28 protein-coding genes and 1 pseudogene are annotated in these 26276 nt (G+C 64.5%); 13 read left to right on the top strand and 16 right to left on the bottom strand.

All coding sequences use genetic code 11. The features are described 5' to 3' along the window. Positions 1–32 precede the first annotated feature (32 nt). From L0U80_RS17290 to L0U80_RS17300, 3 genes are read left to right on the top strand one after another with little or no spacing between them, the layout of a single operon-like run. Positions 33–908 (top strand): branched-chain amino acid ABC transporter permease, encoded by an 876-nt coding sequence (locus L0U80_RS17290; protein ID WP_233867350.1) that lies wholly within the window; start codon positions 33–35, stop codon positions 906–908. A gap of 8 nt (positions 909–916) precedes the next feature. Continuing rightward, a complete protein-coding gene (locus L0U80_RS17295) occupies positions 917–2845 on the top strand; it encodes a branched-chain amino acid ABC transporter ATP-binding protein/permease (RefSeq protein WP_233867352.1) in 1929 nt (642 codons plus the stop codon). A 60-nt stretch (positions 2846–2905) separates the two neighbouring features. Further along, positions 2906–3640: an ABC transporter ATP-binding protein gene (locus L0U80_RS17300; RefSeq protein WP_233867354.1), complete on the top strand. Its 735-nt coding sequence runs from the start codon at positions 2906–2908 to the stop codon at positions 3638–3640. A gap of 130 nt (positions 3641–3770) precedes the next feature. Here the strand turns inward: L0U80_RS17300 and L0U80_RS17305 are convergent, their stop codons facing one another. The 9 genes from L0U80_RS17305 to L0U80_RS17345 form a co-directional block, all read right to left on the bottom strand. Beyond that, a complete protein-coding gene (locus L0U80_RS17305; RefSeq protein ID WP_233867356.1) occupies positions 3771–4535 on the bottom strand; it encodes a CDP-diacylglycerol diphosphatase in 765 nt (254 codons plus the stop codon). Between the two features lie 263 nt (positions 4536–4798). After that, complete coding sequence (locus L0U80_RS17310; protein ID WP_233867358.1) at positions 4799–5101, bottom strand: DUF6587 family protein; 303 nt, start codon at positions 5099–5101, stop codon at positions 4799–4801. Beyond that, the gene (gene feoB / locus L0U80_RS17315) at positions 5098–6951 is read right to left on the bottom strand and encodes a ferrous iron transporter B (protein ID WP_233867361.1); all 1854 of its coding nucleotides are present in this window, start codon (positions 6949–6951) and stop codon (positions 5098–5100) included. Before feoB ends, L0U80_RS17310 begins: the two co-directional genes overlap by 4 nt. Further along, complete coding sequence (locus tag L0U80_RS17320) at positions 6948–7211, bottom strand: FeoA family protein (RefSeq protein WP_233867364.1); 264 nt, start codon at positions 7209–7211, stop codon at positions 6948–6950. Before L0U80_RS17320 ends, feoB begins: the two co-directional genes overlap by 4 nt. 242 nt (positions 7212–7453) lie before the next feature. Then, positions 7454–8908, bottom strand: coding sequence for an indoleacetamide hydrolase (iaaH, locus tag L0U80_RS17325; RefSeq protein WP_233867374.1), 1455 nt, complete (start codon positions 8906–8908; stop codon positions 7454–7456). Positions 8909–9303: 395 nt separating this feature from the next. Then, positions 9304–9519 carry a transcriptional regulator gene (locus L0U80_RS17330; RefSeq protein WP_233867377.1) on the bottom strand — a complete coding sequence of 72 codons (216 nt, stop codon included), beginning with the start codon at positions 9517–9519 and terminating at the stop codon, positions 9304–9306. Between the two features lie 305 nt (positions 9520–9824). Next, positions 9825–10178 (bottom strand): hypothetical protein, encoded by a 354-nt coding sequence (locus L0U80_RS17335; protein ID WP_233867394.1) that lies wholly within the window; start codon positions 10176–10178, stop codon positions 9825–9827. Positions 10179–10888: 710 nt separating this feature from the next. Further along, complete coding sequence (locus L0U80_RS17340; RefSeq protein WP_233867397.1) at positions 10889–11101, bottom strand: hypothetical protein; 213 nt, start codon at positions 11099–11101, stop codon at positions 10889–10891. A gap of 85 nt (positions 11102–11186) precedes the next feature. Further along, positions 11187–12428, bottom strand: coding sequence for an NAD(P)/FAD-dependent oxidoreductase (locus L0U80_RS17345; RefSeq protein WP_233867400.1), 1242 nt, complete (start codon positions 12426–12428; stop codon positions 11187–11189). Between the two features lie 463 nt (positions 12429–12891). Between L0U80_RS17345 and L0U80_RS17350 the strand changes: the two genes are divergently transcribed. The 3 genes from L0U80_RS17350 to L0U80_RS17360 all read left to right on the top strand — a co-directional run bounded on the left by L0U80_RS17350 (position 12892) and on the right by L0U80_RS17360 (position 13771). Then, on the top strand, positions 12892–13086 hold the full coding sequence (locus L0U80_RS17350; RefSeq protein WP_233867403.1) for a DUF1653 domain-containing protein: 195 nt from the start codon (positions 12892–12894) through the stop codon (positions 13084–13086). 33 nt (positions 13087–13119) lie between these two features. Beyond that, the gene (locus tag L0U80_RS17355) at positions 13120–13314 is read left to right on the top strand and encodes a YqaE/Pmp3 family membrane protein (protein WP_124151927.1); all 195 of its coding nucleotides are present in this window, start codon (positions 13120–13122) and stop codon (positions 13312–13314) included. 106 nt (positions 13315–13420) lie between these two features. After that, positions 13421–13771 (top strand): hypothetical protein, encoded by a 351-nt coding sequence (locus L0U80_RS17360; RefSeq protein ID WP_233867406.1) that lies wholly within the window; start codon positions 13421–13423, stop codon positions 13769–13771. 144 nt (positions 13772–13915) lie between these two features. Here L0U80_RS17360 and L0U80_RS17365 read toward each other — a convergent pair whose 3' ends face one another. After that, entirely contained in the window at positions 13916–14179 is a 264-nt protein-coding gene (locus tag L0U80_RS17365; protein WP_233867409.1) for a DUF4148 domain-containing protein, read from the bottom strand. Between the two features lie 353 nt (positions 14180–14532). Between L0U80_RS17365 and L0U80_RS17370 the strand changes: the two genes are divergently transcribed. After that, entirely contained in the window at positions 14533–14829 is a 297-nt protein-coding gene (locus L0U80_RS17370; RefSeq protein WP_233867411.1) for a DUF4148 domain-containing protein, read from the top strand. A 105-nt stretch (positions 14830–14934) separates the two neighbouring features. Here L0U80_RS17370 and L0U80_RS17375 read toward each other — a convergent pair whose 3' ends face one another. Further along, positions 14935–15243 (bottom strand): 2Fe-2S iron-sulfur cluster-binding protein, encoded by a 309-nt coding sequence (locus L0U80_RS17375; RefSeq protein ID WP_233867413.1) that lies wholly within the window; start codon positions 15241–15243, stop codon positions 14935–14937. After that, positions 15240–16370: a VIT1/CCC1 transporter family protein gene (locus L0U80_RS17380; protein ID WP_233867416.1), complete on the bottom strand. Its 1131-nt coding sequence runs from the start codon at positions 16368–16370 to the stop codon at positions 15240–15242. The genes L0U80_RS17375 and L0U80_RS17380 overlap by 4 nt, the downstream gene beginning before the upstream one ends. 478 nt (positions 16371–16848) lie before the next feature. On the opposite strand from L0U80_RS17380, the gene L0U80_RS17385 reads away from it, so the two are divergent. Both L0U80_RS17385 and L0U80_RS17390 read left to right on the top strand, forming a co-directional pair. Continuing rightward, positions 16849–17061 (top strand): DUF2964 family protein, encoded by a 213-nt coding sequence (locus L0U80_RS17385; RefSeq protein WP_233867418.1) that lies wholly within the window; start codon positions 16849–16851, stop codon positions 17059–17061. A gap of 286 nt (positions 17062–17347) precedes the next feature. Further along, positions 17348–17641 carry a DUF1488 family protein gene (locus tag L0U80_RS17390; RefSeq protein ID WP_233867420.1) on the top strand — a complete coding sequence of 98 codons (294 nt, stop codon included), beginning with the start codon at positions 17348–17350 and terminating at the stop codon, positions 17639–17641. An 81-nt stretch (positions 17642–17722) separates the two neighbouring features. Here L0U80_RS17390 and L0U80_RS17395 read toward each other — a convergent pair whose 3' ends face one another. From L0U80_RS17395 to L0U80_RS17410, 4 genes are all read right to left on the bottom strand, one after another. Beyond that, on the bottom strand, positions 17723–18256 hold the full coding sequence (locus L0U80_RS17395) for a cytochrome b (RefSeq protein WP_233867422.1): 534 nt from the start codon (positions 18254–18256) through the stop codon (positions 17723–17725). 300 nt (positions 18257–18556) lie between these two features. Further along, positions 18557–19858 (bottom strand): NCS2 family permease, encoded by a 1302-nt coding sequence (locus L0U80_RS17400; RefSeq protein WP_233867424.1) that lies wholly within the window; start codon positions 19856–19858, stop codon positions 18557–18559. Positions 19859–20214: 356 nt separating this feature from the next. Next, complete coding sequence (locus L0U80_RS17405; RefSeq protein WP_233867426.1) at positions 20215–20493, bottom strand: DUF4148 domain-containing protein; 279 nt, start codon at positions 20491–20493, stop codon at positions 20215–20217. Between the two features lie 179 nt (positions 20494–20672). Further along, complete coding sequence (locus L0U80_RS17410; RefSeq protein ID WP_233871374.1) at positions 20673–21671, bottom strand: AraC family transcriptional regulator; 999 nt, start codon at positions 21669–21671, stop codon at positions 20673–20675. Positions 21672–21953: 282 nt separating this feature from the next. Between L0U80_RS17410 and L0U80_RS17415 the strand changes: the two genes are divergently transcribed. The 4 genes and pseudogenes from L0U80_RS17415 (at position 21954) to L0U80_RS17430 (ending at position 26261) form a co-directional block, all read left to right on the top strand. Then, a complete protein-coding gene (locus L0U80_RS17415; RefSeq protein ID WP_233867428.1) occupies positions 21954–23087 on the top strand; it encodes an acyl-CoA dehydrogenase in 1134 nt (377 codons plus the stop codon). Positions 23088–23189: 102 nt separating this feature from the next. Beyond that, positions 23190–24893: an AMP-binding protein gene (locus L0U80_RS17420; RefSeq protein WP_233867430.1), complete on the top strand. Its 1704-nt coding sequence runs from the start codon at positions 23190–23192 to the stop codon at positions 24891–24893. An 87-nt stretch (positions 24894–24980) separates the two neighbouring features. Continuing rightward, a pseudogene (locus tag L0U80_RS17425) lies at positions 24981–25091 on the top strand (enoyl-CoA hydratase); the annotation flags it as partial. A 21-nt stretch (positions 25092–25112) separates the two neighbouring features. Further along, positions 25113–26261: an enoyl-CoA hydratase/isomerase family protein gene (locus L0U80_RS17430; RefSeq protein WP_233867432.1), complete on the top strand. Its 1149-nt coding sequence runs from the start codon at positions 25113–25115 to the stop codon at positions 26259–26261. The last annotated feature ends 15 nt before the right edge of the window (positions 26262–26276 follow it).

The raw sequence follows: 26276 nt of genomic DNA on the forward strand, positions 1-26276 counted from the left end.
CTTCTATTGCGCGAATCATCTCGCGGTCGACCATGGCCATTCTTCTGCAACTGATCTATAGCGGCATCGCGCTCGGCATGATCTACGCCGTGATCGCGTTTGGTTACCAACTCACGTTTTCCACCTCCGGCACGCTGAATTTCGGGCAGGGCGACGCGCTGATGCTCGGCGCGCTCGTCGGCCTCACGCTCGTGACGCTCGGCGTCAATTACTGGCTGGTGATTCCGATCGTTTGCGTGTTCGGTCTTGTGCAAGGAGCGTTCGTCGAACGGATCGGCGTGCGGCCGGCGATCAAGATCAAATCCGAGTTTGGCTGGATCATGTCGACGATCGCGCTCGGTATCATCTTCAAGAACGTCGCTGAGAACGTCTGGGGCCACGACGATCTGCGTTTCCCTTCACCTTTGCCGGAGACGCCGCTCAAGGTGTTCGGCGCCAATGTGCTGCCGATGGAGCTGCTGGTCGTGGCCGGCGCAATTGTGATGATGCTCGCCGTCGAATTTTTCAACCGCAAGACGATCTTCGGCAAGGCCGTTGTCGCCACCGCTAACGATCGCGATGCCGCGGCGCTGATGGGCATCAACACAGGTCTCGTCATCACGTTTTCGTATGCACTGTCTTCGTTGACTGCTGCATTCGCCGGCGTGCTGATCGCGCCGCTCACGCTAACAGGCGCGACGATGGGCGCAGTACTGGGTCTCAAGGCGTTTGCCGTGGCGATCATTGGCGGCCTGTCGAGCGGGATGGGCATCCTTGTCGGCGGCGTGATCCTCGGGATCGCAGAGACGACGACCGGCTTTTATATCTCCACCGGATACAAGGATGTGCCCGGGCTCGTGCTGTTGCTGATCGTGCTCGCGGTGAAGCCGGCCGGTCTGTTCGGCAAGACTGCGATCAAGAAAGTTTGAGGACAGCCATGAACAAGAAGAAGCTCGTCGCGGCGGCCGTTGGGCTCGTCGCACTTGCGGTGTTTCCTGTGCTCTCGGGAAATCCGTACTACATCCATCTGGTCGAGACCATCATGATCTACGCGATCCTGTTGTTCGGTCTCGACATCGTCGTAGGCTATACCGGACAGGTGTCGCTGGGGCACGCCGGTTTGTTCGGCGTGGGTGCCTATACGGCTGGCGTGCTGTTCATCAAGCTCGGCGTGCCGTTCTTTGTTACCGCACCGCTTGCGATCCTGGTCACAGCCGGCTTCGGCGCGATTCTGGCGTTGCCGGCGCTGCGCGTGTCCGGCCCGTATCTCGCGATGGTGACGCTCGCGTTCGGCACGATCATCCAGATCCTCATCAACGAGATGGATTTTCTGACCAATGGCCCGCTCGGCATCAAGGTGCCGAAGCCGTCGTTTGCAGGCCATACGCTCAACGAAACCGAGTACTACTGGCTCGTCGCGGCGCTGATGGTGGTGTCACTGATCGTCGTGCACCGGGTGCTCAAATCGCATCTCGGCCGTGCCTTCGAAGCGCTGCGCGACAGCCCGATTGCGTCGGACTGTATGGGCGTATCGGTGTATCGCTACAAGGTCTACGCGTTTGTGATCAGCGCAGGATTCGCCGGTCTGGCAGGGTGCCTTTACTCGTATTCCGAGCAGTACATTTCGCCCAACACCTATAACTTCGAACTGACGATCCTGTTTCTTCTCGCGATCATCATGGGCGGCCGCAAGACCCGCACGGGTGCACTCGTCGGTTCGACGATCATCGTGATGCTGCCGAAACTGCTCGACGATATCGACATGTTCCGCACGGTGGCGACGACGCTGGCAGTGGTGGTCGCAATCGGCTCGGCGATCGCCATCGCGCGCAAGCTCACCTCGCCGCGCAAGGTCGTCATTCCTCTCGGCGGCACCGTGGGCCTCGCTGCCTTTTCGTATCTGATCGATACGCTTGCCGACTGGCGCCTGACGATCTTCGGGCTGATGATCCTGCTCGTCGTCTACTATCTGCAAGATGGGGTCGTTGGCTTCGTGCGCAAGATCGTGACGCACGGTCGCGTGCGCACTGTCACCTTCGAGATCCCGGAACAAGAGGATATCGGCCCCGACGCGCTTCATGCCGTGCACGCCGAAGGCACGGAGAACATCCTCGAGCTGCGCGGCATCCTGATGCAGTTCGCCGGACTGAAGGCGCTGAACAACGTCGATCTGACTGTCCGGCGAGGCACGATCCACGGCCTGATCGGACCGAACGGGTCCGGCAAGAGCACGATGATGAACGTGCTGACCGGCATTTACGTTCCGACCTCTGGCACGGTCGACTATCTGGGTCAATCACTCGCGGGGCGCACGTCGTCGCATATCGCGTTGTCCGGCATTGCGCGCACCTTCCAGAACGTGCAGTTGTTCGGCGAATTGACCGCGCTCGAAAACGTGCTGGTGGGCCTGCATCACACCTTCAAGTCGCAGTTGGCAGACGTGGGCCTGATGTCGTCGCGCTACCGCCGTGAAGCGAGCGCCGCCCGCGAGCGGGCGTTCAGGATGCTGCGCTTTGTCGGGCTGGAAAACGTCGCCGGGGAAGAGGCGCGCAATCTTCCTTACGGCAAGCAGCGCCTGCTCGAAATCGCACGGGCACTCGCACTCGATCCGCAACTGTTGCTGCTTGACGAACCGGCCGCCGGCCTCACTGCGCCCGACATCAAGGATCTGATCGCGATCATCCGCAAGGTGCACGATCACGGCATCACAGTTGTGCTGATCGAACATCACATGGACGTGGTGATGAGCGTCTGTGACACGGTCTCGGTGCTGGACTTCGGGCAAAAGATCGCGGAAGGCAAGCCGGCCGAAATCCAGTCGAACGAAAAGGTCATCGAAGCCTATCTCGGCTGCCAGGCCGCGTAGACCGGGCGATTCAGTGCATAAACGGTGCGCCTCCACAGGGCGCATCTACGGGGACACGACATGTTATCGATCAGAAACCTGCATGCAGGTTATGGCAAGGTCAAGGTGCTGCACGGCATCTCGATGGATGTACCGAAGGGTTCGGTCGTCACGCTTATCGGCTCGAACGGCGCAGGGAAGACGACCACGATGCGCGCGATCTCGGGCATGATCCGGCCCACGGACGGCGAAATCACGATGGGCGACAGCGGCAACGTAAAGCGGATCGACGCAATGGATTCGCATCGCATCGCGCGACTCGGACTCGCCCATTCGCCGGAAGGCCGGCGCGTGTTTGCGACGATGACCGTTACCGACAATCTCATCCTCGGCGCGTTTCCGCGGCTGACGTGGGCGCGTCCGCGCGGCGACGTCAACGCCGATCTGGAACGTGCGATCGAACTGTTTCCGCGACTCAAGGAGCGTCGCAATCAGCTGGCAGGCACGCTCTCCGGGGGCGAACAGCAGATGCTCGCCATGGCGCGCGCCATCATGCTGAATCCGGACCTCGTACTGCTCGACGAACCGTCGATGGGGCTTGCACCGATTCTCGTCGACGAGGTGTTTCGCATCATCGCGAATCTGAAGAGTCAGGGCGTGACGATGCTGCTCGTCGAGCAGTTCGCGGCTGCGGCGCTCAATGTGGCCGACTATGGCTACGTGCTGGAAAACGGCAGGATTGCGACGCATGGTCCGGCCGCGAAATTGCAAAACGATCCTTCAGTGAAGGCAGCGTATCTCGGGGCCAGTCACTGAGGTCTGGGCGCGCGGGGACGAAGGCTATTTCCCGATATCCATTCGCTAACGGACATGGCGGCGTTTGTATCGATCGACTTTTGTGGGTCGGCCAGGCGCCCTTCGTCTTCCGCAATCCGAGGGGTGAACGTCACCTCGGTCGCGCAACCCCACAAGCGTGATCGAGCAAGCCTTCGGCGGTACCGGTGCCACCTTCAACATCACGTCCGCTGTTGACGATCAGCCAACCGTAGCGGTCGGCATCGGGTCCGGCACCCGTCACGAGGATCGTTTGCGCGCCCATCGTCTGCTGGGCTTCAAGATCGCGTGCCACCACCCGGAACGGATTGCTGCGGTCCTGCAGGCTCGTGACGCGCGTCACACGATAGCGCTTGCCGTCCAGGGTAATCCAGCTCCACTCGCCGGGCGCGTCGGCGCGATGCGCAGCGAGGGCATCGGTGATATCGGTTCGCATGCAATCCACGTGGATGTGTAGTTGATTCTGCGAGCGCTGCACGGAAGAGTTGATTTCGAGGCCGAGCTGGTTCGCGGCGAGTTGCATGTCGATCCTCGCATTGACGTGGTGCCCGGCATTCCATGCACCGACCCAGTATTCCGGCGAGCCCGCGTAAAGAATCTGGGGACTTTCGATGCCCGGTACGCGGTCGGTCGGGATCAGCAGATATTGGGCCCGGCCCGAGATGTCTTTGAGCACTGCATAGCGATTCTGCAAATCGACGCTCGTGCAAGGCGCGGGCTTGCCGGTGTCGCGTACGTTCGGGACGCACTGGCCGCCTACGATTTTCCAGAGTGCGTCAGAGTCGACCGTCGAAAGGCGGGCGCAGCCTCCGACGGAAAGCAGCGCGGCGGCGCTGGTTGCGAGAAAGACGTTCCGTATCAGGTTGGTGTATCGCATCGGCTCGGCGCAATCGTGACAGGGGAGCGGGCCACGCCGCCGCCGCTACGTCGCGTAGGCGGGTGGCTGGATGTTGCGGCGAGTGTAGCCGAAAGCGTGTGTCACGCGTGTGAGTACGAGTCGGCGCCGGGCTGCAAGGCATCCGTTTCCGCAATCAAGAGCAAGTGCGGATTAGTCCCGGCAAGCGAAGGCACTCGAGCCCGCTTCGGCGCGATGGCTGTGTACCAACGTAACGTTGCGGACAGGCCACGAACGCGCACCGCTTACTTACGCGGTGGATGAAACGTGAGAGGACGCTCGCTTTTTTCGCCTTCGGCGGCGGGCGTCGGACCACACGAGCCGCATGTCCCGCATCCATCGGCGCAATTACCGGTCGCACCGCGCGGCTGCAGCGCACGACCAACGCGTTGTGCGAATGGCCCGCGTCCCGGCCTGAGCAGGCTGGCGGCGAGAGCGGCCTGGCGCTGCACTGCCAACGTCGGGGCGAGCTTGCGAAGCGTATAGAGCAGGCTCGCGGCCACGAGTGCCGCGATCACCGCATATTGGATGACGAGTCCGGCACTCATGCGAAGCGACTCGCGATCTGATAGGTGATAAATGACGCGACGTACGCCACCGCAAACATGTAGCTGAACGAGATCACCACTGCACGCCACGAGCGCGTTTCGCGGCGGATCACGGCGAGCGTCGACATGCACTGCGGCGCGAACGCGAACCACACCATCAGCGAGAGCGCGCTCGCGAGCGAGAAGTTCTGCGCGAGCGTGTGGCCGAGTCCGGCGATATCGGAGTCGCCGGTCGCCACCGAATAGACCGTGGCGAGCGCGGCCACAGCGGTTTCGCGCGCGGCGAACGCCGGAATCAGCGACAGGCTGATCTGCCAGTTGAAGCCGAGCGGCGCGAACGGATACTGCAGCACGCGGCCGATATAGCCTGCGAAGGAATAGTCGATGGCGGGACCGGTCGCGCCGGCTAGCGGCGAGGGGAAAGTCGAGATGAACCACATCAGCACGGTCAGCGCGAGGATGATGCCGGTGAGACGCTTCAGGAAGATCATGCCGCGCTCCCACAGACCGATCGCAACGTCACGCGCGCGCGGCATACGGTAGGACGGCAGTTCCATCAGCGGCGCGTGCTCGCGACGGTCGCGGCGCAGATGCTTCATCACCCAGCCCACCACCATCGCGCCCACGATGCCTGCGAGATAGAGCGCGAACAGCACGAGTCCCTGCAGGTTGAACACGTCGAAGACCATGCGCTGAGGAATGAACGCGCCGATGAGGAGCGCGTAGACGGGCAGCCGCGCGGAGCAGGTCATGAGCGGTGCGACGAGGATCGTGGCGAGACGGTCGCGCGGATCGGTGATGCTGCGCGTGCCCATGATGCCGGGAATCGCGCACGCGAAGCTCGAGAGCAACGGAATGAACGAGCGTCCGGTGAGCCCGACCGACACCATGATGCGGTCGAGCAGAAACGCCGCGCGCGGCAGATAGCCCGATTCCTCCAGGACGAGGATGAAGAAGAACAGCACGAGAATTTCAGGCAGGAAGCCGAGCACTGTGCCGACACCGCTGAGGATCCCGTCGGTGAGGAGGCTGCGCAGCGGCCCCTCGGGCAGCAGCGTGCCGGTCATCGCACCGAGCCAGGTAAAGCCGTCGCCGATCGCATCCGTGAGCGGTTTGCCGAGCGAATACACCGCCTGGAACACGAGGAACATCACGACTGCGAGGATCAGCGGACCGAAGACCGGGTGCAGCGTCCAGCGGTCGATGGCGTCGTCGCGCGCGTCGGTGGCGCGCGGTATCGTCACGGCCGCGGCGAGGATGCTTCGCACGGTGGCATGCAGGTCTTCGGCGTCTTCGGGACGGGCGTCGGTGTTCGCGGTCTGCTTGTCCGTTTGCTCGTCGCTGCGGTCGAGCAGATCGATCAAAGCGTGGGCGCCGCCGCGCCGCACGGCCACGGTTTCGACCACGGGCATGCCGAGCTGGCGCGAGAGCTCCGCCACATCCACGGTGATGCCGCGGCGCTTCGCGGCGTCCATCATGTTCAGCGCGAGGACCGCCGGGCGCCCCAGCCGCTTCACTTCGAGCACGAAGCGCAGGTGCAGGCGCAGATTCGTCGCGTCGGCGACGCAGACCACGAGGTCGGGCACCGCTTCGCCGGGATAGTGGCCGAGCAGGACGTCGCGGGTGACGCGCTCGTCGGGGCTCGTCGAATCGAAGCTGTACGCGCCCGGCAGGTCGAGCAACTGGACCTTGCGGCCCGAGGGCGTCACGAAGCGGCCTTCCTTGCGCTCGACGGTGACGCCCGCGTAGTTGGCCACTTTTTGCCGCGCGCCGGTGAGCAGGTTGAAAAGCGCGGTCTTGCCGCAATTGGGATTGCCGACGAGGGCGATACGCAGTGGTGCCTGATTCACGACGCGCAAGCCTCCGCGACGCTCACGCGAAGGGCTTCGGCGCGGCGCAGCGCGAAGCGCGTCGAGCCGATCTGGACGAGTAGCGGGTCGGCGCTCCAGGGCGCACGGGCGACGACGCGCACCGGCTCGCCCGGCACGAAGCCGAGATCGCGCAGACGCTTCGCAATGGGGTCGTGCTCATGCGCATCGTCGACGCGCTCGACGTAGGCGGTGGCACCTCTGGAGAGGTCAGTCAGACGCATGGCAGTGAGGGTAATCAAATGCGAATGGATCTCATTGTACGCCCACGCCAAAACGATGCGTGGGCAACGATTGGGGCAATATGTCGCAATGATCTGGGATAAGAACGGCTCAGTGCGCCGAATGCCCCAAGTGGCGGGACTTCGCGCGCGGGACCGCCACGCGGGGCGCGGCGCGGCGGGCGGCGCAATGCCGCACGCCGTGCGGTCAGGCGAGCGGATCGACGACCGCCCGCAACTGACGATTCAAGCGGCGCCGCGCTTCAAATCGCGGGTGCGGGCAGCGTGCCGAGAATTTCCTCGAACGCGAGCCCGATCGCGAGCAGACGCCGGTCGCTGCCGAGCGGTCCGTCGAGTTCGAGCCCGACCGGCAGTCGCCCGTCTACCAGCCCGGCAGGCAGCGAAAGGCCTGGAATGCCGGCGTTGCTGGACGGGTCGGTATTGCGCAGGAAGGCACTCATTTCGTCGATGGGCGGAGCCCCGTCGATCGAGACGCGCGAGGAGCCGTTCAGTTCGTCGATGGGTACTGCGACGAGACGCGTCGTCGGGAAGAGCAGCGCGTCGACTCCGCACCCCGCGAACGTATGCGCGTAAAGCTGCTGCAGACGCGGCCGCCATACGGTGAGCGCAGTCTGGTAGTCGCCGCCGAGTTCGTCGGCGAGCACGGCGTCGTAGGTGGCGTGCACGTCCGGGCTCGCAATGCGCGCCACGACCTCGGCGACGCTTTGCACAGGCGCATGGTTCGCGACGAGCCACGCGTGCAGGTCCTCGAGCGGCTCGTGCAGCGCGATCGCCGTGCTCACGCGCGCGTTGAGCGCGAACAATTCGCTCATTTCGACGGGTACGAGCGTGACGCCCGCCGCCTCCAGCTTGTCCAGCGCTTTGCGCGCCACGTCTTCCAGCGCCGCTTCGAGCCCTTGCCAGAACGGTGCGGGCAAGCCAATGCGCAGATTCGCGATCGACGCCTGCGTGAGCGGGCCGTGGCCGGTGATGACGCCGTCGAGCAGTGTCAAGTCGGCGACAGTACGTGCCATCGGCCCGACTGTGTCGCGCGTGTGGCTGATGGGAACGACGGCTTGCGGGTCGTGATAGCGCCGCTGCGTCCCGCCGTCGCCGACGGACGGCCGCAGGCCGACGATGCCGCACAGCGCGGCTGGAATGCGCGTCGAGCCGCCCGTATCGGTGCCGAGTCCCGCCGGCGCGATGCGGGCGGCGATCGCGGCGGCCGTGCCGCCCGACGATCCGCCGGGAATCAGCCCGGGATCGTAGGGATTGCGGACAGGCCCCGCACCGGGGCTCAGATTCGTGCTCGTGATGCCGAACGCCAGTTCGTGCATGTTGGCCTTGCCGAGCAGGATGGCGCCCGCATCGACGAGCCGTTGCACCGAAGGCGCATGCCGGGCGGGCGTGAACCCTTCGAGCGCGGGCGTTGCCGCCGACGTCTGCAGGCCGCGTGTGTTGATGTTGTCCTTCACGACGATGGGCAGCCCGGCGAGCGGCAGGCGGGCCCGTTCGTTTTCGCCGAGCGCGTCGATGCGGTGCGCGGCAGCGAGTGCGCCTTCGACGTCGAGCACGGTGAACGCATTGAGGTTCGCGAGCGCCTCTGCACGCGCGAGCAGTGTCGCGACATATTCGGCGGCCTTCAACTGGCCGGACTGGATCGCCTTGACGGCTTGCGTCGAGGTAAGGGCAAGCTGCTTGTCGACAGTCCACGTCATGGAGACGTTCTCCTTATACGGCGGCCTCGGACGCGTTTGGCGGTGATGGAGTCATCAAGCGCAACACGAAAAGGCTCGACCGCTGGCATGACAGCCGGACGCGGGAATCGCGGATCCTGGCCACGCTCGTTCCGCGGTTCGCGATCGGGAAGCCGGCGTCGCGCGTGCTGCCGTCAGCATCAATGCTGCTCGCGATAGCGAGGCGCTTCCATGCCAGGAGAAACCCTGTCGTGCATGCGCGGCGAATGCCAGGGCGGACACCCCCAGACAGCGGCTTGCGACAAGCACGCCAATCCGTTCACGAAGAGCCGGATGCGTCGGTGCTTCCGGCGTGGCGCACAGTTGTCCGGTGACGTGGATCGTATTCTGTCACAACCGTAAGGAAGCCCGCTCCTTCAAGCGCAGTGGCGCTGTTCGTCGATCCACATGCGCGCCCAGCGGTACGCGTAGGCGAGCGCGTGTTCTTCATCGAAGAAGTAGTCGAGGGCGTAAAACGATCGGCTGTTGTCCGGCGGCGTGCCGATGGTCAGGTTGGCGGCGTAAAGGCCGTTCGGCAGTCGCTGCGCTGCCGTGGCGACGTCATAGCCTTTGTAGCGGAAGGGTGCGTTCATGGCGAATGGATCTCGGCTTGCGTTCCAGGTGGCGCGCAATTTCGGTGGCGCGAGCAAGAGCCAAGCGTAGTTGCAGGCGCGTGCTGGCGGAACCAATCTTTCGTCGCAAGCAAATCACGGGCGGCCTGGAACGGTCAGCAGAATGATCCGGATGAGGCGAGTTGCGTGTCCGGTTTCAATGTCGTCTGCTGGCTTTCCATTGTCTGTGGGGTGACGCACGAGAGCGGGCCGGCCGTCGCGCCGGCTATGTGCGGTGGCGGACGGTTGCTCGGCTTGCGCCGCTCGCGCGCCTCGCGCGGTGCCCCTCAGTCGGACGTGCTCGTGCGGTAACCCACCTGCAGCACATTGCCGTCGGGGCCGATCTGCGGCGTAATGAGCGGCGAGCGGTTGTGGCCGGGCGCCGCGTTGCCCGGTGTGGCCGGGACGGTCGGCGGGTTTGCGCGCAACGCGGGTTGAGCGACCATGCGGGGCGTGGGGTGATCGGCAGAAGCCACCTTGCGTTTTGTGTCGTGGTGCGGACGAGCCTTCTTGCCGGCCTGGGGGGAATGCACCCCGGGCGTGCGCGCCTCCGGAGGATTCCAGATCTCGACGTAGCGCTCCCCGGCAATTACTGGGGCCGCGACGACGCACAGCAAGATCCCCGTCGTGATGAATCGCACTTCGTCTTCTCCGTATCGATGAACGTAGCCGGCTTGCACGCTGCGGCGGGAAACGCTTGTTCCCGTCGAGGATCGTGCCGGTTGCGGCGCTGCGCCGGGCGCGCGCCATGGACGGAACACTTCCGGATGCGGCATCGGCCAGCGCGTTGGCGATGCGGCACGGATGGCCGAGTGCACGCACTGTACCTTCGCGCAGTCGCTAACGCAAACGTTTGCAGTCGAGTGTTGGGGCGATGTTGCACGCATGGCACGGGCGGTTGATCGGACGCTAGCGTTGCCGGGTTTCAGCAATGTGGCAACTACAGAAATGGTGATCGCGCGGCCAGGGTGGCCCGTGACCGCGTGGAGTAGCGCACGGCAGGTCCGCAGGGCGTGTGAATCGCGTGCGCTACGGCCGGTCAGGCGGCGCTTGTGCGCGATCCGAATGCTACGGATTAGCGAATCGCCCCAGTAGCACGACGCGGCATAGACGTACTCCAGCGAGTCTCCCTCTAAAGCGACATCGCGATGTCGGGCCGCTTCGCCGGTGCGATGTAACCGACGGGGGCGCTGCGCCAGCGTCAGCGCGTTGGTGCCCGATGTATCGGCGGAGTTGGGGTCGCTACGTCTCGTGCGGTCCGATTTTGCATCGAGCAAAGGATGACGTAAGACCCGCGTTGTTTTCGGATGAAATGGACAACTAAATATATGCGCGTCTAAAGCGATACACCTCAGATCGGGACGGAACGCTTGCGCAGTTCTTGGGACGCTGCAAGCGGAATGCGCGCGTCGTCCCAGGTCGCGAGCCATTCCACTTCCTTCGACGCGAAAACGTCTCCGTGATTGCGCAGCGCGTACTGCAATGAATCGATGATGTGATTGCGGATAATTTCGGGCGTGTGCCGGTCGTCGAGAACGGCGCGGAAGGCTTCGAGCGTGGCCATCGCGTGGCTCCAGCAACTGTTGCGATTACGTCGTTATCACACGACAAAAATACTCGCGCCACGCTACAAAAAATCGTCGGAGAAATTAGCCGAAGCGCTCGGCACGCCAGGGACGCGGATCGGTGAAGGTGGGGGCGCCCGTCATCATGTCAGCGAGCAGGCGGCCCGTCACGGGGCCGAGCGTGAGTCCGTGATGATTGTGGCCGAACGCGAACCAGAGGCCCGCGTGACGCGGCGCAGGACCGATCACGGGGCGCATGTCGGGCGTGCAGGGCCGCATGCCGAGCCACGGTTCCGGGTCGACGCGTTCGCCGAGTCCGAACAGCGGCTTCGCAATCGCCTCGGCACGTTCGATCTGGACGCCGGTCGCAGCCGCGCCTCGCCGGGCGAGTTCGACGCCGGTGGTGAGCCGCACGCCCTGTTGCATCGGCGCGACGGCGTAACCCATTTCGCTGTCGACAACCGGCGCGGATAGCGTTCCGCGCTCGGGCCGGTAATGCATGTGATAGCCGCGCTTCGCGCGCAACGGAATGCGATAGCCGAGCGGCTCGAACACGGTGTCCGACCACGGACCGAGCGCGACGACCGCGTCGCGCGCGGCAATGAGGCCTTGCCCGGTCTGCACGGTCCACGCGTCGCCTGTCCGGCGCAACGTGGCCGCGTCTCCTGTCGCGAGCGTGCCGCCCTCGGCCGCGAACAGCCGCGCGTAACGCGCGACGAGCGCGCCGGGATTGATCACAGTCTTCGGGTCGAGCCAGTGCAGCGCGCCGGCAAATCCCGGCGCAAGACTCGGCTCTCTTGCGCGCAAGGCCGTTTTGTCGAGCACGCTCACCTGCAGCCCGTGATCGCGCGCCGTGCGTTCCGCCTGTGCGGCTTCCCGCTCGAAGCGCTGGGGTGTGTGATACGCCTGCAGCCAGCCGCTCGCCCGAACGAGCGATGCCGCATCGGCACGCGCGACGAGCGCGTCGTGCTCGGCGACGCTGCGCTCGATGAGCGGCAGCATGTCACGCGAGGCGGCGGCGTGGCGCTGCGGCGACGATTCCCACCAGAAGCGTGCGAGCCACGTTGCGTATGAGGGCAGGGCGCGATAGTCCCAGTAGAGATCCGTCGAGCGGTTGCGCGCATAGCGCAGCAGCGTGCCGGCGTCGCGCGGAAAGCCGTATGGCACCACCGACGATCGCTCGATGAGGCCCGCGTTGCCAAAGCTCGTTTCTTCGCCGGGACCGCGTCGGTCCACGAGCGCTACACGTCGGCCACGATCTTGCAGATGCAGCGCCACACTCACGCCGACAATGCCGGCTCCCAGAACGATGACGTCAAAATCCATAGATGTGCGCGAAACAGGGTGCAGTGTGAGGTTGAGTGGCGCGTTGCGCGGGGAGGGGCTGCTGCCCGCGGCGTGGGGCGGGCGCTTCAAACTGTAACGACGGCGCGTCCAGTTCGCAAGCGCGTGAACCGGACTGCGGCCAGCGGCGCATCGCGCGTTTGCTCGCGAAGATTTCGGGTATGCCGACGCGCCGCTCGATCTTGCTGCGGGCGTAATGCATCACGGACTAGTCGATGTGTTTCACTAGCACCAGCGCGAAAACGGCCTTGTGAAGTTCGGTGTTGATGAAACCGGGCCACTGCTGCGATCGCGCACGCTCACGCGTACTCGCTGGCAACGCGCCTGATGCGACGGCGCAAAGCGCAAACGCAAGCACGACGCGGCAGTTAGAGGATGTCTGCGTCCGTTGTTAAACTAGGAAGGTCGCGCAAGCACGCCATGCGCTAACCACGAGGGGAACACAATGGTGCGGTACCGGCATTACAAGGGTGGCATCTACGAACTGGTCTGCGAGGCGACACTCGAAGCGGATCCGTCGGTCACCATGATCGTGTACCGCGCCTCAAACGGCACGATCTGGACGCGGCCTGCTGCGGTGTTCTTCGAACTCGTCGAACACGAAGGTGCGCTGGTCCCGCGGTTTGCGCCCGTCAACTGAATCCTGAAACCCTGCCTGTGAGGCTCTGAGGCCATGCGTCTCCTGATTGCGATTCTTCTCCCCTGGTTGCTCTTTTTCACGATTGGACGTCCGCTGGCGGGAATCATCTGTCTGATTCTGCAGATCACGCTGATCGGCTGGATTCCGGCCGCCATCTGGGCCGTCTATTCGCTCAGCCAGTTTCATACCGACCGCAAGATCGACCAGGCGCTGGGCAAGCGTCCGTGAGTGACGGGGTCGGAACATTGCCGTTACGCGCGTAACAAAGAAATGTAATTTGGCACGAACTTAATTACACCTCTGCTTTCTTACAAATGGAAAGGAGAGGTGTGCAATGCCGAGGAACATTTTTATCGCAGGCGCGGTTGCGCTGCTGGCCGGGTGCGTGGCGGTCCCGGCGTACGACTCCGGTTATGGTTACGGGTATGAACAGCCGTACTCGACCGGCTACTACGGCTACGGGCCGGCCTACGTACCCGCATACGGGGCCGTGAACATCGGTATCTGGGGCGGCGGAAGGGAGTATGACCATCGCGGTGGCGAATGGCATGGCGGCCCGCGTGGGCCGGGCGGTCATGGACCCGTTGCCCAGGGTGGTCACGGCGGGGGCGGGGGCGGCCGCGGCCCTGGAGGTCACGGCGGCGGAGGTCACGGCGGCCCCGGTGGTCCCGGCGGTGACCGGTAGTGATCGATAGTGACCGGCACTGACCGGATGAAATCGCTCTGAGCGAATCCAGAAGCTGGAAACAATCAGGCCCGCTCCTCTCTCGAGGGCGGGCCTGATGTGTTTATCGAACCCGTCAGCCGTTCAGGGCTGCGGCAAACTGAATCACTGGCTGGATTGCGACGTTCCGGTCGTCGACGGGCCGTACGCTTGTGCATCCTTCTGCGCGTGGATTTTTGCCTCCGCGGCCTGAATGTTTTCGGGATAGTGCATCCAGTCGGCTGGATCGTACCCGGCGGCGCGTAGTTGTACGAGTTCTTCGCGCACCTGAGCACGCGTCAGCGGTTGCTGCTGCTGTTGCTGGGCGAACGAAACGGCCGGGGCGGCGAGGACAGCGGCGACCGCGACGGCCTTGAGAAACGATTTCACGACGTTACCTCCAATATCTCTTGTGAGGGCGGCAACGCGTTGCACTGCCCGTCCATACAATTTAGGTGCTTGCAGGATCAGGGTAAATACGCAAATTGCAAACTTAATGTTGTCGTTGCGACAATAGTCGCTGTTCCTGTTGTTCCAACGAATTTTTGCGCGAAGTGCTTAAGTGGCGAGGTAAACCCGGCCGGTGCGGCGTTATTGTGGGTGCTTCGATTATTGCAAATCATGCAACTCGAATTCACCGATAAAGGTATATATCCGGGTCGGGTGCTTACCTAGAATCCAGTCACTTGCTGCGAGCACCATTACCGCAGCAGGCAACACAAAAAGACCAGGAGGTTGCAATCATGAAATCGCTTGTTCAAGCCGTTGTCGTCGCTGTTGCCTTCGCGGCGCCAGTTGCTGTCTTCGCCCAGTCCGCCGATCAAGGCCTGACCCGCGAGCAGGTGCGCGCACAGCTCGTCGAATTCCAGCAGATGAGCCGCAACCAGGTCGCAGGTAGTGACGCCGCTGTCGGCGCGCCGGCCGCTCAGGGCGACACTTCATACGGCGGCGTGAGTGGCTCGTCGTGGATGGCGGGTCATGGATTTGTTCCCGAAGCGGCCCGCAGGGGCCCACAGGCTGTGTATTTCGGCGGCGCGTAAGCGAGGCCGGGACGTTCGCGTCCGCAGACTGCTTTTCAGGGAAAGCCCGCGGCGAATGTCGCGGGCTTTTTCATTTGCCGGATTGTATCGGTATCCCGATGATCGTTACGACGATGCCGCCTCGGGCACGTCGAGTACGAGATCGGTCTGCGCGATCGCCACGCACGTCAGCACGTAGCCTTCTGCCTTCTCCTCACGGCTTAGCCCCGGCCATTCGATCGTGAAGCGCACTTTGCCACTCACGACACGGCAGATGCACGTCCGGCACGTTCCGTTGCGGCACAGGCGCGGCAGGTGGATGCCAGCGAACCCGGCCGCCTCCAGCAACGTGAGTTCCGGCGGCGCCTCGAACGTGACGCCGAGCGGCTCGACGCGCACGCGCGGCACCGTACTTTCCAGCTTGTCCGCACTCACGAAATCGATACTCCCAGCAACCGGCCCGCGCCCGCGGTGAACCCTGCCGCAACGAGCCCGATTGCGATCTGCCGGAACGCGGAAAACGCGGCGCTGCGTCCGTTGAAGAGCGACGTGAACACGCCGACGGTCGCAAGTCCGATCGCGCTCAGCACGACCGACTGCACGATCGCCGTCGTGCCGTGCGCCCAGAGGAACGGCGCAGTGGGAAACGCCGCGCCGAGCGCAAACAGACAGAACGACACCGCCGCCGCCGACCACGGGTTGCCGCCCAGTTCCTTCGGATCGATGCCGAGTTCCTCGCGCGCGAGGGTGTCGAGTGCATGATCGCGGTCCCGCATGATCTGCGCGGCGACACGCCGCGACTCCTCGACGTCGAGGCCCTTCGCCTGATAGATCAGCGCGAGTTCGTGGCGTTCGGCATCCGGTGTGTGCTCGATTTCGTCGGCCTCCTTGGCGAGCTGCGTGCGCGCGAGTTCGCGCGCATTGGTGACCGAAAGCCATTCGCCGAGCGCCATCGAACAGGCGCCCGCCACGAGTCCCGCGAGACCGGTGAGCAGGATCGCGCGGTTGGCGCTGCCCGCGCCCGCGACGCCCATGATGAGACAGAAGTTCGAGACAAGGCCGTCATTCGCGCCGAGCACCGCTGCCCGCAGGTCGTTGCCCGAGGTCGCGCCCTTGTGCCACGACTCGGCGGCGGCGATCTGCTCGCCTTTCGAGCGGCCGCTCTCGGCCCTGCTCGCGACGATCGACTGCACGATTGCCGCGTGCTGCTGCTCTTGCGCAGAGAGCGCTTCGGCACCCGGTTCGTGCGCGTAGCGGTCACGGTCGGCGAATTCGGCTGCCGCGACGGTTGGCAGTACGATCGACGGGCCGAAAAAGCGCGTGAGCGTCTGCAGCAGTCGGGTTTTCGCGCTGCGTCGATGCCGTCCTGGCTCGATGCCGTTCGCCACGAGCTTGTCGTGCCAGACGCGCGCATGCTCGCGCTCGGATGCCGCGAGTTCGGCGAAGATCGTACGGCGGTTTGCGTCCTGCTCGGCCGTGGCGAGCGTGTCGTAGACGGCAGCGCTGTCGAGTTCGTCGGCGAGGTTGCGCCGGAAGCGTTTGAGTTCCTGGGCAGAGGCCATGGGGCACGAGATGAATAGAACTGTGCAAGCTTAACCTGGCGTGCCGCGCAAGCGCTTGCGACTCACAAGCGCTAGCGCCAGCGCCGGGATCGTCGGTCAACGAGGTGTCGTGTGCGTGGCCTTGTTCGTGTGCTGTGGTCACGACACTGAAGCTGCAGCAGCGCCGACCAGATTTGCAGGCGGGCAGGGCGTCAGGTTGCGTCCGTCTGCGGTTGTTCTGAGCGGATTGAGCGCGCGGTGACGGTATATCGCGCGCAGGTTTCTCGTTGCGCCGCAGCGTGGCGCGGTATTGACGTGCGCGGATTTGCGCGTCGCTTCCCGATCGCGGATTGGCGGCCAGCTCTAGACCGCATGGCACGCTGCAGATTCCGCTTGCGTTCGTCCGCGCCAGTGCCAGGATGGTAACGAGGGCGCAACGCGTCTCGCGCCCCGGCAGCGGCCGACGGACCGCGGCCGGCTCCGTTTTGCGGAGTACATCATGGTGCAAAGCGAATTCAGGATCTTCGTGGCGACGCTCGCCACTTTCGTCTCGCTGTTCGGCCTGGCGGTCGTGATTCACGGACTGTTCTTCGACTTGAGCAACGTCGTGCTCTACGGCGTGGCTACGATCGGGGCTGGCGTCGTTGCGTTCGTGGTGATGCTGACCCTGCATCCCCACGATGTCGAGCAGCACTGGCATCGCGAAACGTAACGCGCTGCCCACGTTTTGCGGCAGCGCAGCAGTCGCGCGCGCGGACGGGGATAGTCTGTGCGCACGCAACCGGTGCATGCCAGAAATGGTGCCGGACGTGTGTTTTCGCGCATGCGGCTACGTCGACCTTGCGGCCTGCCAGAAGTCGTCTAAAGTGAATCCAATCAATCGCCGCAAACGTGTCACGTAGTACATCAATGGACGGCGGCTGATGAGAATTCCGCGCGTGCGCCGGGGAGGGGCAACGGTAGCGCGGCCCGCTCACCCTCAACCGAAGGCCATCCCCATGCAGATCATTTTTCCGAACGAAGTTCCCGAATATTCGGGGGGCGAATTGACCCTCGCATTTCCGGCGATGGTCGATGGGAAGAGGGTGGAATGCACGATTACCGCTGAGGCGCTGGAAGATCACTTCGGCGCGGCATCGCCGCGCGCTGAAGACATGCTCCACGCGTTCGACAGCCATCGCGAGCGGATCGAAGCCGTCGCGCGTCGGCTGCTGTCGGATACGCGTGCGCAGTGCCTTGTGCTGCGTAGCGGCTATGTCCGCTTCGCGCAGGCCCACGGCGCCGCTTCCTGAGTGCTGGCACCCGCGTGCCGGGCGCGTTACCTGTGTCGTTCGTGGAAGCCGGGCCTCATGCCCGGCTTCGCGTTTTCACGCTCAGATCATGCGACGCAGCGTGTTGTCGCGCAGCACGAAGTGGTGCGCGATCGCTGCCAGCGCGTGCAACCCCACCACCCAGTAAAAGACATTGCCGATCAGTTCGTGCGCGTCCTTGAAGATCTGGCGCGCGATCGGATCGGCGCCGATCAGCGTGATCTGCAGGTCGATGCCCTGGAGCACGACGGGCCGACCCCCCGCGTTGATCATCAGAATGCCGAGCAGCGGCTGCACGAAGATGAACAAATAAAGCATGAGATGCACGAGCCGCGAGAGGAACGCGAACAGGCGGTTCGAATCGATTTCGGCGGGTGCGCCATCCCATAGCCGCCACAGGAGGCGCAAGGTGGCGAGCGAGAGCACGAGCGAGCCCGCCCAGAAGTGCACGTTGCTCCAGAACACACGGCTGTCCGAGCCTTTCGGACCGCGCACTTCGATCGAGAGCCAGGCGAGCGCAACGAGCAGAAAAATGAGCCAGTGAAAGAATTTCGCGGGCTTCGAATAGTGGTCGGCGGTGGCGGCGTAGGTGGCCAAGGGAACTCCTGTAATCGGTAACGTATTGCGGGCAACCCCATATGATAAGGACGGTGAGCTGCGGCGTGGGTTCGGACGTTGACTGATTTTGACGCGGCGCGGTATTGATGCACGTCAATCGCTCTTGTAGTGCATCCAGCGAGCGTGTTTGGGCGGCGTTGCGTGAAGTGTGCCACGACCGGGAAGCGATGCGACGCGCTAATGAGCCGTGGTTTGTGTGAGGCGAAGTCGCGGGAAGGGTGCGGCGGGCGCGCAGCGACCGGGAAGACAGCGGGCGGCGCAAGGCCGCCCGCTCAGCGCTTATTCGGCGCCCAGATAGAAATAGCGGAACAGGAACAACGCCGCGACGATCCACACGATCAGCTTCACCTGGCGTACGCGGCCGGTCAGCAGCTTCAGTCCGGCGTATGAGATGAAGCCGAACGCCACGCCGTTCGCGATCGAATACGTGAACGGCATCGCGAGCGCGGTGAGCATGGCGGGCACGGCCTCGGTGGCGTCGTCCCAGTCGATGCCGGCGATCTCGCGCATCATCAGGCACGACACATAGAGCAGCGCGGGCGCTGTAGCGTAGCCGGGCACGACGCCCGCGAGCGGCGCGACGAACAGGCACGCGAGGAACAGCACGGCCACGGTCAGCGCGGTGACGCCCGTACGGCCGCCCGCCTGCACGCCCGAAGCACTTTCGATATACGCCGTGGTCGATGACGTGCCGAGCACCGAACCCACGAGGATCGCGGTGCTGTCCGCGAGCAGCGCGCGGTTCAGGCGGTGCATCTTGCCGTGCACGAGCAGGCCCGCGCGATTCGCGACGCCCATCAGCGTGCCGGTGGCGTCGAACAGTTCAACGAGGAAAAACACGAGGATCACGTGCAGGATCCCTTTCGAGAGCGCGGCGCGGATGTCGAGCTGCATGAAGGTCGGCGCGAGCGATGGCGGCGCGGCGAACACGCCGTGAAATTCGTTGCCGCCAAAGAAGAACGAGAGGACCGTGACGCCCACGATGCCGATCAGAATCGCGCCGCGCACGCGCAGGGCGTCGAGCGTGACGATCGCGAAGAACCCGATGATCGCGAGAATCGTGTGCGGATCGTGCAGGTTGCCGAGCGCGACGAGCGTGGCCGGGTTGCCGGTGATCACACCGGCGCTCTTGAGCGAAATGATCGCGAGGAAGAGGCCGATACCGGCCGTGATCGAGACGCGGATCGAATGCGGAATGCCGTTGATGATCGCTTCGCGCACGCGCAGCAGCGTCACGACGAGGAACAGACACCCCGAGACGAACACGGCGCCGAGCGCCGCTTGCCAGGTAAAGCCCATTCCTTTGACGACGGTGTACGCGAAAAAGGCGTTCAGGCCCATGCCCGGCGCGAGTGCGATCGGGTAGTTTGCGTAGAGACCCATGACGATCGACGCGAGCGCGGCGACGAGACAGGTGGCGACGAACACCGCGTCCTTCGACATGCCGGCATCGGCGAGGATGGCCGGGTTGACGAAGATGATGTAGGCCATCGTGAGGAATGTCGTGAAACCGGCGAGCAGTTCGGTGCGCAGGTTGGTTCCTGCTTCTTCGAAGCCGAAATAGCGTTGGATCGCGTCCATGAGGATCGGGCCCTTGGGTATCGAGCGAAATGTTTCGTTGGGGGGATCGACGGCGTCGCAGAGAACGCAAACGCGCAGCGTCCGCAGTGTCTGCAGCGTCGCTTACGGCGCGATTGTAATCAGGCCAGCGCGCAGACGTGCGCGAAGGTGGCAGCGGCCGTGGAGCAGGTGCACCAGCGCGGACGGGCTGAGGAGTCCGCCTTGGTGCCGCTCGCAGGTGTCGAAAGGGGTGCGCGTCCACATTGCGTGCGCAGCAATGCGTCCGCAAGGGGCGAGTATTTCAGGATGTGTCGGCGCGAAGCGGGAACTCCGTGCCGGCGACAACAGGCCCGGCGTTCAGGGCCGGCGCGTGAGCGTTACTGCGATTGCGCCGGCTGCTGGCTCATGCCTGCGGCGGCGCGTTCCGCGCGCCGCTGCGCCACGATGACGCTGGCACGCTGTGCGTTTTCCGGGTACTCGATGTAGTTGAGCGGATCGAAGCCGGCCTCGAACCAGTCGATCATGTCGGCGCGGACCTGCGCACGTGTGAGGGGACCTTGCGGGTTGTACGTCTGGCCTTGCGCCAGCGCCGAAGCCGAGGTGACCGAGCAAGCCGCCACGAGCGAGGCGACTGCGATACGAGAGAACGTGGTCATGGTAATGCCTTTCGCGCCAGGGATTACCCGAAGAAGTATAGGTGCTATATCGATAAATTGAAGGCACGCCGATACAACCGGAGACGGTAGCCGCTATTGCCGCTGTGGCGTCGTTTCACAGCGAGCGTCCGCGACCTGTCGCGCCGTGGGCTGTGCGCTGCGCTTCACGAACGCCCGGGTCATTGCGCAGTTTCCCGCTGGCGGGCAAGCCGATAGTCGGCGGGCCGCATTCCGGTCCACTTGCGGAAGGCCCGGTGAAATGCGCTCGGCTCGGCGAAACCCACTGCCGCCGCGACGTCCGCGACTGACCGGCGCGCATCCTGCAGCGCGGCGATCGCCAGGTCGCGCCGCAATTCGTCCTTGATCGACTGGCAGCTATGACCCTCCTGCTTGAGCCGCCGTCGCAGCGTAGCGGGCGCGACGTTCAGGCGATGAGCGATCGTATCGGCGTCGGGCCACGCTGCGGCCGGGAGCGCGCGCAGCGTCCGGCGCACGCGCGCGGCGAACGAGCCCGGATTGCGGTACTTCACGACGAAGTTGCCCGGCGCATTGCGCAGGAATGTGCGCGCCGAGTCCGACGTCTGGATCACCGGCAGGTCGAGAAACGCGGGCGACAGATCGACATACGACGCGTCCTGGCCGAATGCCATGTCGTCGCAGAACATGAGCCGGTACTCGTCCACCGCAGCGGGCGCCGCGCAGCGAAACCGCGCCGCGACGAGTGGAATGCGCCGCCCCACCAGCCAGCACACGAGCCCGTAGACGAGGATGAGCCACGTCGCGTAGGCGAACATCGTCGGCGCGGGCGTGCCGTCGCGATGGGCGAAGGTGAGGCGTACGCGCGTCTCGTCGATGTCGATGTGCGCGGCCAGGTCGTCGAGCACGAGCCGCATGAAGTCCACCGCGCGCTGCAGCGCGCGGCGGCCCGTGCGTGCGCCCAGCGCCGCATGCGTCATGGCGACGAAGCTGCCGCTCTTCATCGCGTGCGAGTCCTGGCCGAAGAATTCGTCGTCGAGCGCGCGTGCGATCGCCAACCAGAGCGCGCCATATTGGGCCGCGCTCACGCGCGCGCCCGGTGTCACGAGCGTGGCGCGAGCGATGCCTGCGGCTTCCAGCAGCGGCGTGGCGTCGAGCTTCCGGGCTCGCGCCAGCGCAAGCGTTTCGTTGACGAGGCTCATCGCGATGGTGCCTTTTTCGCTCAGCCTGCCGGATTTCGTGTGTTGCAAGGGACGCCTCGCCAGAGGGGTTGCCGGGACCTATATGGTAAATCCGATCAGTGACTTTGATCGTGGCGGACATAGAACGCCGCTCTCCGGATGCCTACACTTTTTGCAGGCCTTGCAGCCGCGAGCGCGGGGCGCGACAGTGGCAATGAAAGGTATCGCGGGTACCGCGGGCACAGCGCGCCTCGCTGCAACGCAGCATGCGGGCTTCGCGCGACAGACAGGAAGGGGACACAGATGGACGAGTTCTACACCGACGATCAACGGATGATCCGCGACGCGGCACGCGACTTCGCGACCGAACGCCTCGCGCCGAACGCCGCCCAATGGGACCGCGACGGCAAGCTGCCCGACGAGGTCGTGAGGCAGCTCGGCGAACTGGGCTTTCTCGGCATGATCGTGCCGCAGGAACTGGGCGGTTCGTACACCGACTACGTGGCTTACGCACTCGCGATGGAGGAGATTGCGGCCGGTTGCGCGTCGTGCGCGACGCTCGTGAGCGTTCACAACTCGGTGGGCTGCGGGCCGATCCTGCAGTACGGCACCGAGGCGCAGAAGGACGCCTATCTGGGCAAGCTCGCTACGGGCGAGATGATCGGCGCGTTCTGCCTGACTGAGCCGCAGGCCGGCTCCGAGGCCAACAACCTGCGCACGCGCGCCGAGTTGCGTGACGGCCAGTGGGTGATCAACGGCAGCAAGCAGTTCGTCACGAACGGCTCGCGCGCCAGCATTGCGATCGTGTTCGCCGTCACCGACCCCGGCGCGGGCAAGCGCGGCATCTCCGCTTTCATCGTCCCGACCGGCACGCCGGGCTTCAACGTCGGACCGCCCGAGAAAAAGATGGGCATTCGCGCTTCCGACACTTGTCCGATCGCACTCGACAATTGCGCGATCCCTGAAGCGAACCTGCTCGGCCAGCGCGGCGAGGGCTTGAAGATTGCGTTGTCGAATCTCGAGGGCGGACGCATTGGCATTGCGGCTCAGGCGCTTGGCATCGCGCGTGCGGCGTTCGATGAGGCGCGCGCCTACGCACACGAGCGCGTGCAATTCGGCGAACCGATCGTGAAGCACCAGAGCGTGGCGAACATGCTGGCCGATATGCACACGCGCATCAACGCCGCGCGCCATCTCATTCACCACGCGGCACGGCTGCGTACGATCGGCAAACCGTGTCTTTCCGAGGCGTCGCAGGCGAAGCTCTACGCGTCCGAAATGGCCGAGGAAGTGTGCTCGCACGCAATCCAGATTCACGGCGGCTATGGCTTCCTGAACGATTATCCGGTGGAGCGTCACTACCGGGACGCGCGTATCACGCAGATCTATGAAGGCACGAGCGAGGTGCAGCGCATGGTGATTGCGCGCCAGCTTTGAAATAGAACAGGATTGCCAGGTATTCGAACGATGAACAAGTAGGGAACACGCGCCGACAGTTCTACGTGGTATCGCACAAGGCGCGAAACACAGGAGACGACGATGACCGGGTTCACCCCTTCCGCGCAGGCCTTTCTCGACGCACGCGACCTGCTGCTGCGCCACCGCACCGACTACGCTCGCGCGTACAACGAATTCGCGTGGCCGAAGCTCGATACGTTCAACTGGGCGCTCGACTACTTCGACGTGATGGCGCGCGGCAACGACAACCCGGCGCTCTGGATCGTCGACGACCCGGCAGGCGGCGGCACGCGTCTTTCGTTTGCGCAGATGTCCGAGCGCTCTTCGCGCATGGCGAATTTCCTGCGTGAACAGGGCGTCGTGCGCGGCGACCGTCTGCTGTTGATGCTGCCGAACCGCGTCGAACTATGGGATGTGATGCTTGCGGCGATGAAGCTCGGCGCGGTGGTGCTGCCCGCCACGACGCAGCTTTCCCCCGACGACGTGCGCGAGCGCGTGGAGGCGGGCGGTGCGCGTTACGTCGTCGTGGATGCGGCGGAAACGGCCAAGTTCGATGCACTCGATATTCCCGTGACGCGCATCGTGGTCGGCGCGCAACGCGACGGCTGGATAGATCTCTCGCGCGCCGCCGAAGCGAGCGCCGCGTTCGAACCCGACGGCCCGACACGCGCGAGCGATCCGCTCCTGCTCTACTTCACCTCGGGCACGACGTCGAAGCCGAAGCTCGTCGAGCACACGCACGAGAGCTACCCGGTCGGCCATCTTTCGACGATGTACTGGATCGGCCTCATGCCGGGCGACGTGCACTGGAACATCAGCTCGCCGGGCTGGGCCAAGCACGCGTGGAGCTGCCTCTTTGCGCCGTGGAATGCGCAGGCCTGCGTGTTCGTCTACAACTACGCGCGCTTCGTGCCGAAGGACACGCTCACCGCACTCGTGAAGTGTGGCGTGACCACGCTCTGCGCGCCGCCCACGGTGTGGCGCATGCTCGTGCAGGAACCGCTGGCGGAGTATCCGGTGAAGCTGCGTGAAATCGTCGGCGCGGGCGAGCCGCTCAATCCCGAGGTCATCGAACGCGTGCGCCACGCCTGGAACATCACGATCCGCGACGGCTACGGCCAGACCGAAACCACCTGCCAGATCGGCAATTCGCCGGGTCAGGCCGTCGTGCCCGGTTCGATGGGCAGGCCGCTCCCGGGCTATCGCGTCGAGCTGGTCGATCCCGACGACCACAGCGCCACCGAAGGTGAGATCGCGCTCACGCTCGCGCAGCGGCCGCTCGGGCTCATGACGGGCTATGCGAACAACGCAAAGGCGACCGAATACGCAATGCGCAACGGCTACTACCACACGTCCGATGTCGCCATGCGACGCGACGATGGCTACTTCGTCTACGTGGGCCGCGCCGACGATGTGTTCAAGTCGTCGGATTACCGGCTGAGCCCGTTCGAACTGGAGAGCGTGCTGATCGAGCATGAGGCGATTGCCGAAGCCGCTGTCGTGCCGAGCCCCGACGAGCTGCGTCTCAGCGTGCCGAAGGCCTTCGTGATCGTGCGCAACGGCTATGAAGCCGGGCCCGATCTTGCGCGCGAGGTGTTCCGCTTTTCGCGCGAAAAGCTCGCGCCGTACAAGCGGATTCGCCGCCTGCAGTTCAGCGACCTGCCGAAGACGATCTCCGGTAAGATCCGCCGCGTCGAACTGCGCCGCCGCGAAATGGAGCGTCCGGCTGACACCGCGCGCATGCCCGGCGAGTATTGGGAAGAGGATTTTCCCGAACTGCGCTGAATTCGACCGGCGTGCTACACATGATTTAATTCGAATACGTGCACGACGGCGCGGTGACTGCCCGCGCACGTCGTCGCGGCCGGCCCGGCGCGTGAAGCAGCGTTCGCGCTGGAGCGTGAACGCTTCGTCGATCTGTCCAGTTCGGCTGATTGGCGCGAAGGCGTCAATGCGTTCGACGAAAAAGCGCCAGGCTTATAAATTGAAACGGAGAACTAATCAATGAGTGCATCACCCGCTTCCGTGCCGACGTCCCAGGAAGCCGAAGTGTTGTATCGCGTCGTCAACGGTGTCGCGATCGTGACGCTAAACCGGCCCGGCGCGCTCAATGCGCTTTCGCACGCAATGGTGCGGGATCTCGCGGTGGTGCTCGAACGCGTGCGCGCGGACGACAATATCGTCGCAATCGTTCTCAACGGCGCAGGCCCCAAGGGCTTTTGCGCGGGCGGTGACGTGCGCGCACTCTACCAGCTGGCGGTGCGCGGCGAAAAGCTGGGCGCGACGGGCTGGCAGCAGTTTTTCATCGATGAATACCGGCTCGACTATGCGCTGCATACGTTCTCCAAGCCCGTTGTCGCGCTGCTCGACGGCGTGACGATGGGCGGCGGCATGGGGCTCGGACAGGCGGCGACGCTGCGGGTCGCGACCTCACGCACGAAGATTGCGATGCCCGAGACGCGAATCGGCCTGCTGCCGGACGTGGGCGCGACGCATTTTCTCGCGACGATGCCGGTGGAAATGGAACTCTACGTGGGGCTAACCGGCGTGACACTGTCCGGCGCGGATGCGCTTTACTGTGGACTCGCAAACGCCTGCGTGTCAGGCGAATGGCTCGACGGATTCGAAGCGCGGCTCGCTCAAACGCCGATGCAGGCGGGCGACGTGAACGCCGCGCTGCGCCGCGTGTTCGATGCGCCTTGCCACGTTGCAGAGACAGGTACGCTCGAAGCGCACGCGCCGCTGATCAAGCAGTACTTCGAGCGGAGCAGGACGGTGGAGCAAATCGTTCATGCGTTGCAGGTGGGCCTCGCCGATGAAGCTGCGTCCGGGCAAACGCAGGCATGGCTCAAGGCGACGCTCGACGCGCTCACGCAATACTCGCCGACGATGCTCGAAGTCACGCGCGAGGCGCTTTTGCGCGGCCGCAACATGACGCTCGCGGAGAGCTTCCGCATGGAGTTGGGCATCGTGACGCGCGCGATCGAAGAGGGGGACTTCTGTGAGGGCGTGCGCGCGCATCTCGTGGACAAAGACCGCACACCGCGATGGGTTCCGGCCAGGCTGCCCGAAATGCGAACCGAGCGCGTACAGCATTTTCTCGCTTCACCGTGGCGCAGCGAAGCCCATCCGCTCGCGGATCTGGGCATCTGATAGCGGGCGCGCCGT

This window comes from Paraburkholderia adhaesiva (assembly GCF_021390575.1).
Lineage (GTDB): Bacteria > Pseudomonadota > Gammaproteobacteria > Burkholderiales > Burkholderiaceae > Paraburkholderia > Paraburkholderia adhaesiva.

Bases quoted from the DNA above. Each gene is read 5' to 3' on its own strand.
- L0U80_RS17290 (WP_233867350.1), top strand. From the start codon at position 33: ATGGCCATTCTTCTGCAACTGATCTATAGCGGCATCGCGCTCGGCATG.
- L0U80_RS17295 (WP_233867352.1), top strand. From the start codon at position 917: ATGAACAAGAAGAAGCTCGTCGCGGCGGCCGTTGGGCTCGTCGCACTT.
- L0U80_RS17300 (WP_233867354.1), top strand. From the start codon at position 2,906: ATGTTATCGATCAGAAACCTGCATGCAGGTTATGGCAAGGTCAAGGTG.
- L0U80_RS17305 (WP_233867356.1), bottom strand. From the start codon at position 4,535: ATGCGATACACCAACCTGATACGGAACGTCTTTCTCGCAACCAGCGCC.
- L0U80_RS17310 (WP_233867358.1), bottom strand. From the start codon at position 5,101: ATGAGTGCCGGACTCGTCATCCAATATGCGGTGATCGCGGCACTCGTG.
- iaaH (WP_233867374.1), bottom strand. From the start codon at position 8,908: ATGACGTGGACTGTCGACAAGCAGCTTGCCCTTACCTCGACGCAAGCC.
- L0U80_RS17330 (WP_233867377.1), bottom strand. From the start codon at position 9,519: ATGAACGCACCCTTCCGCTACAAAGGCTATGACGTCGCCACGGCAGCG.
- L0U80_RS17340 (WP_233867397.1), bottom strand. From the start codon at position 11,101: ATGGCCACGCTCGAAGCCTTCCGCGCCGTTCTCGACGACCGGCACACG.
- L0U80_RS17345 (WP_233867400.1), bottom strand. From the start codon at position 12,428: ATGGATTTTGACGTCATCGTTCTGGGAGCCGGCATTGTCGGCGTGAGT.
- L0U80_RS17350 (WP_233867403.1), top strand. From the start codon at position 12,892: ATGGTGCGGTACCGGCATTACAAGGGTGGCATCTACGAACTGGTCTGC.
- L0U80_RS17355 (WP_124151927.1), top strand. From the start codon at position 13,120: ATGCGTCTCCTGATTGCGATTCTTCTCCCCTGGTTGCTCTTTTTCACG.
- L0U80_RS17360 (WP_233867406.1), top strand. From the start codon at position 13,421: ATGCCGAGGAACATTTTTATCGCAGGCGCGGTTGCGCTGCTGGCCGGG.
- L0U80_RS17370 (WP_233867411.1), top strand. From the start codon at position 14,533: ATGAAATCGCTTGTTCAAGCCGTTGTCGTCGCTGTTGCCTTCGCGGCG.
- L0U80_RS17380 (WP_233867416.1), bottom strand. From the start codon at position 16,370: ATGGCCTCTGCCCAGGAACTCAAACGCTTCCGGCGCAACCTCGCCGAC.
- L0U80_RS17385 (WP_233867418.1), top strand. From the start codon at position 16,849: ATGGTGCAAAGCGAATTCAGGATCTTCGTGGCGACGCTCGCCACTTTC.
- L0U80_RS17390 (WP_233867420.1), top strand. From the start codon at position 17,348: ATGCAGATCATTTTTCCGAACGAAGTTCCCGAATATTCGGGGGGCGAA.
- L0U80_RS17400 (WP_233867424.1), bottom strand. From the start codon at position 19,858: ATGGACGCGATCCAACGCTATTTCGGCTTCGAAGAAGCAGGAACCAAC.
- L0U80_RS17405 (WP_233867426.1), bottom strand. From the start codon at position 20,493: ATGACCACGTTCTCTCGTATCGCAGTCGCCTCGCTCGTGGCGGCTTGC.
- L0U80_RS17410 (WP_233871374.1), bottom strand. From the start codon at position 21,671: ATGAGCCTCGTCAACGAAACGCTTGCGCTGGCGCGAGCCCGGAAGCTC.
- L0U80_RS17415 (WP_233867428.1), top strand. From the start codon at position 21,954: ATGGACGAGTTCTACACCGACGATCAACGGATGATCCGCGACGCGGCA.
- L0U80_RS17420 (WP_233867430.1), top strand. From the start codon at position 23,190: ATGACCGGGTTCACCCCTTCCGCGCAGGCCTTTCTCGACGCACGCGAC.
- L0U80_RS17430 (WP_233867432.1), top strand. From the start codon at position 25,113: ATGAGTGCATCACCCGCTTCCGTGCCGACGTCCCAGGAAGCCGAAGTG.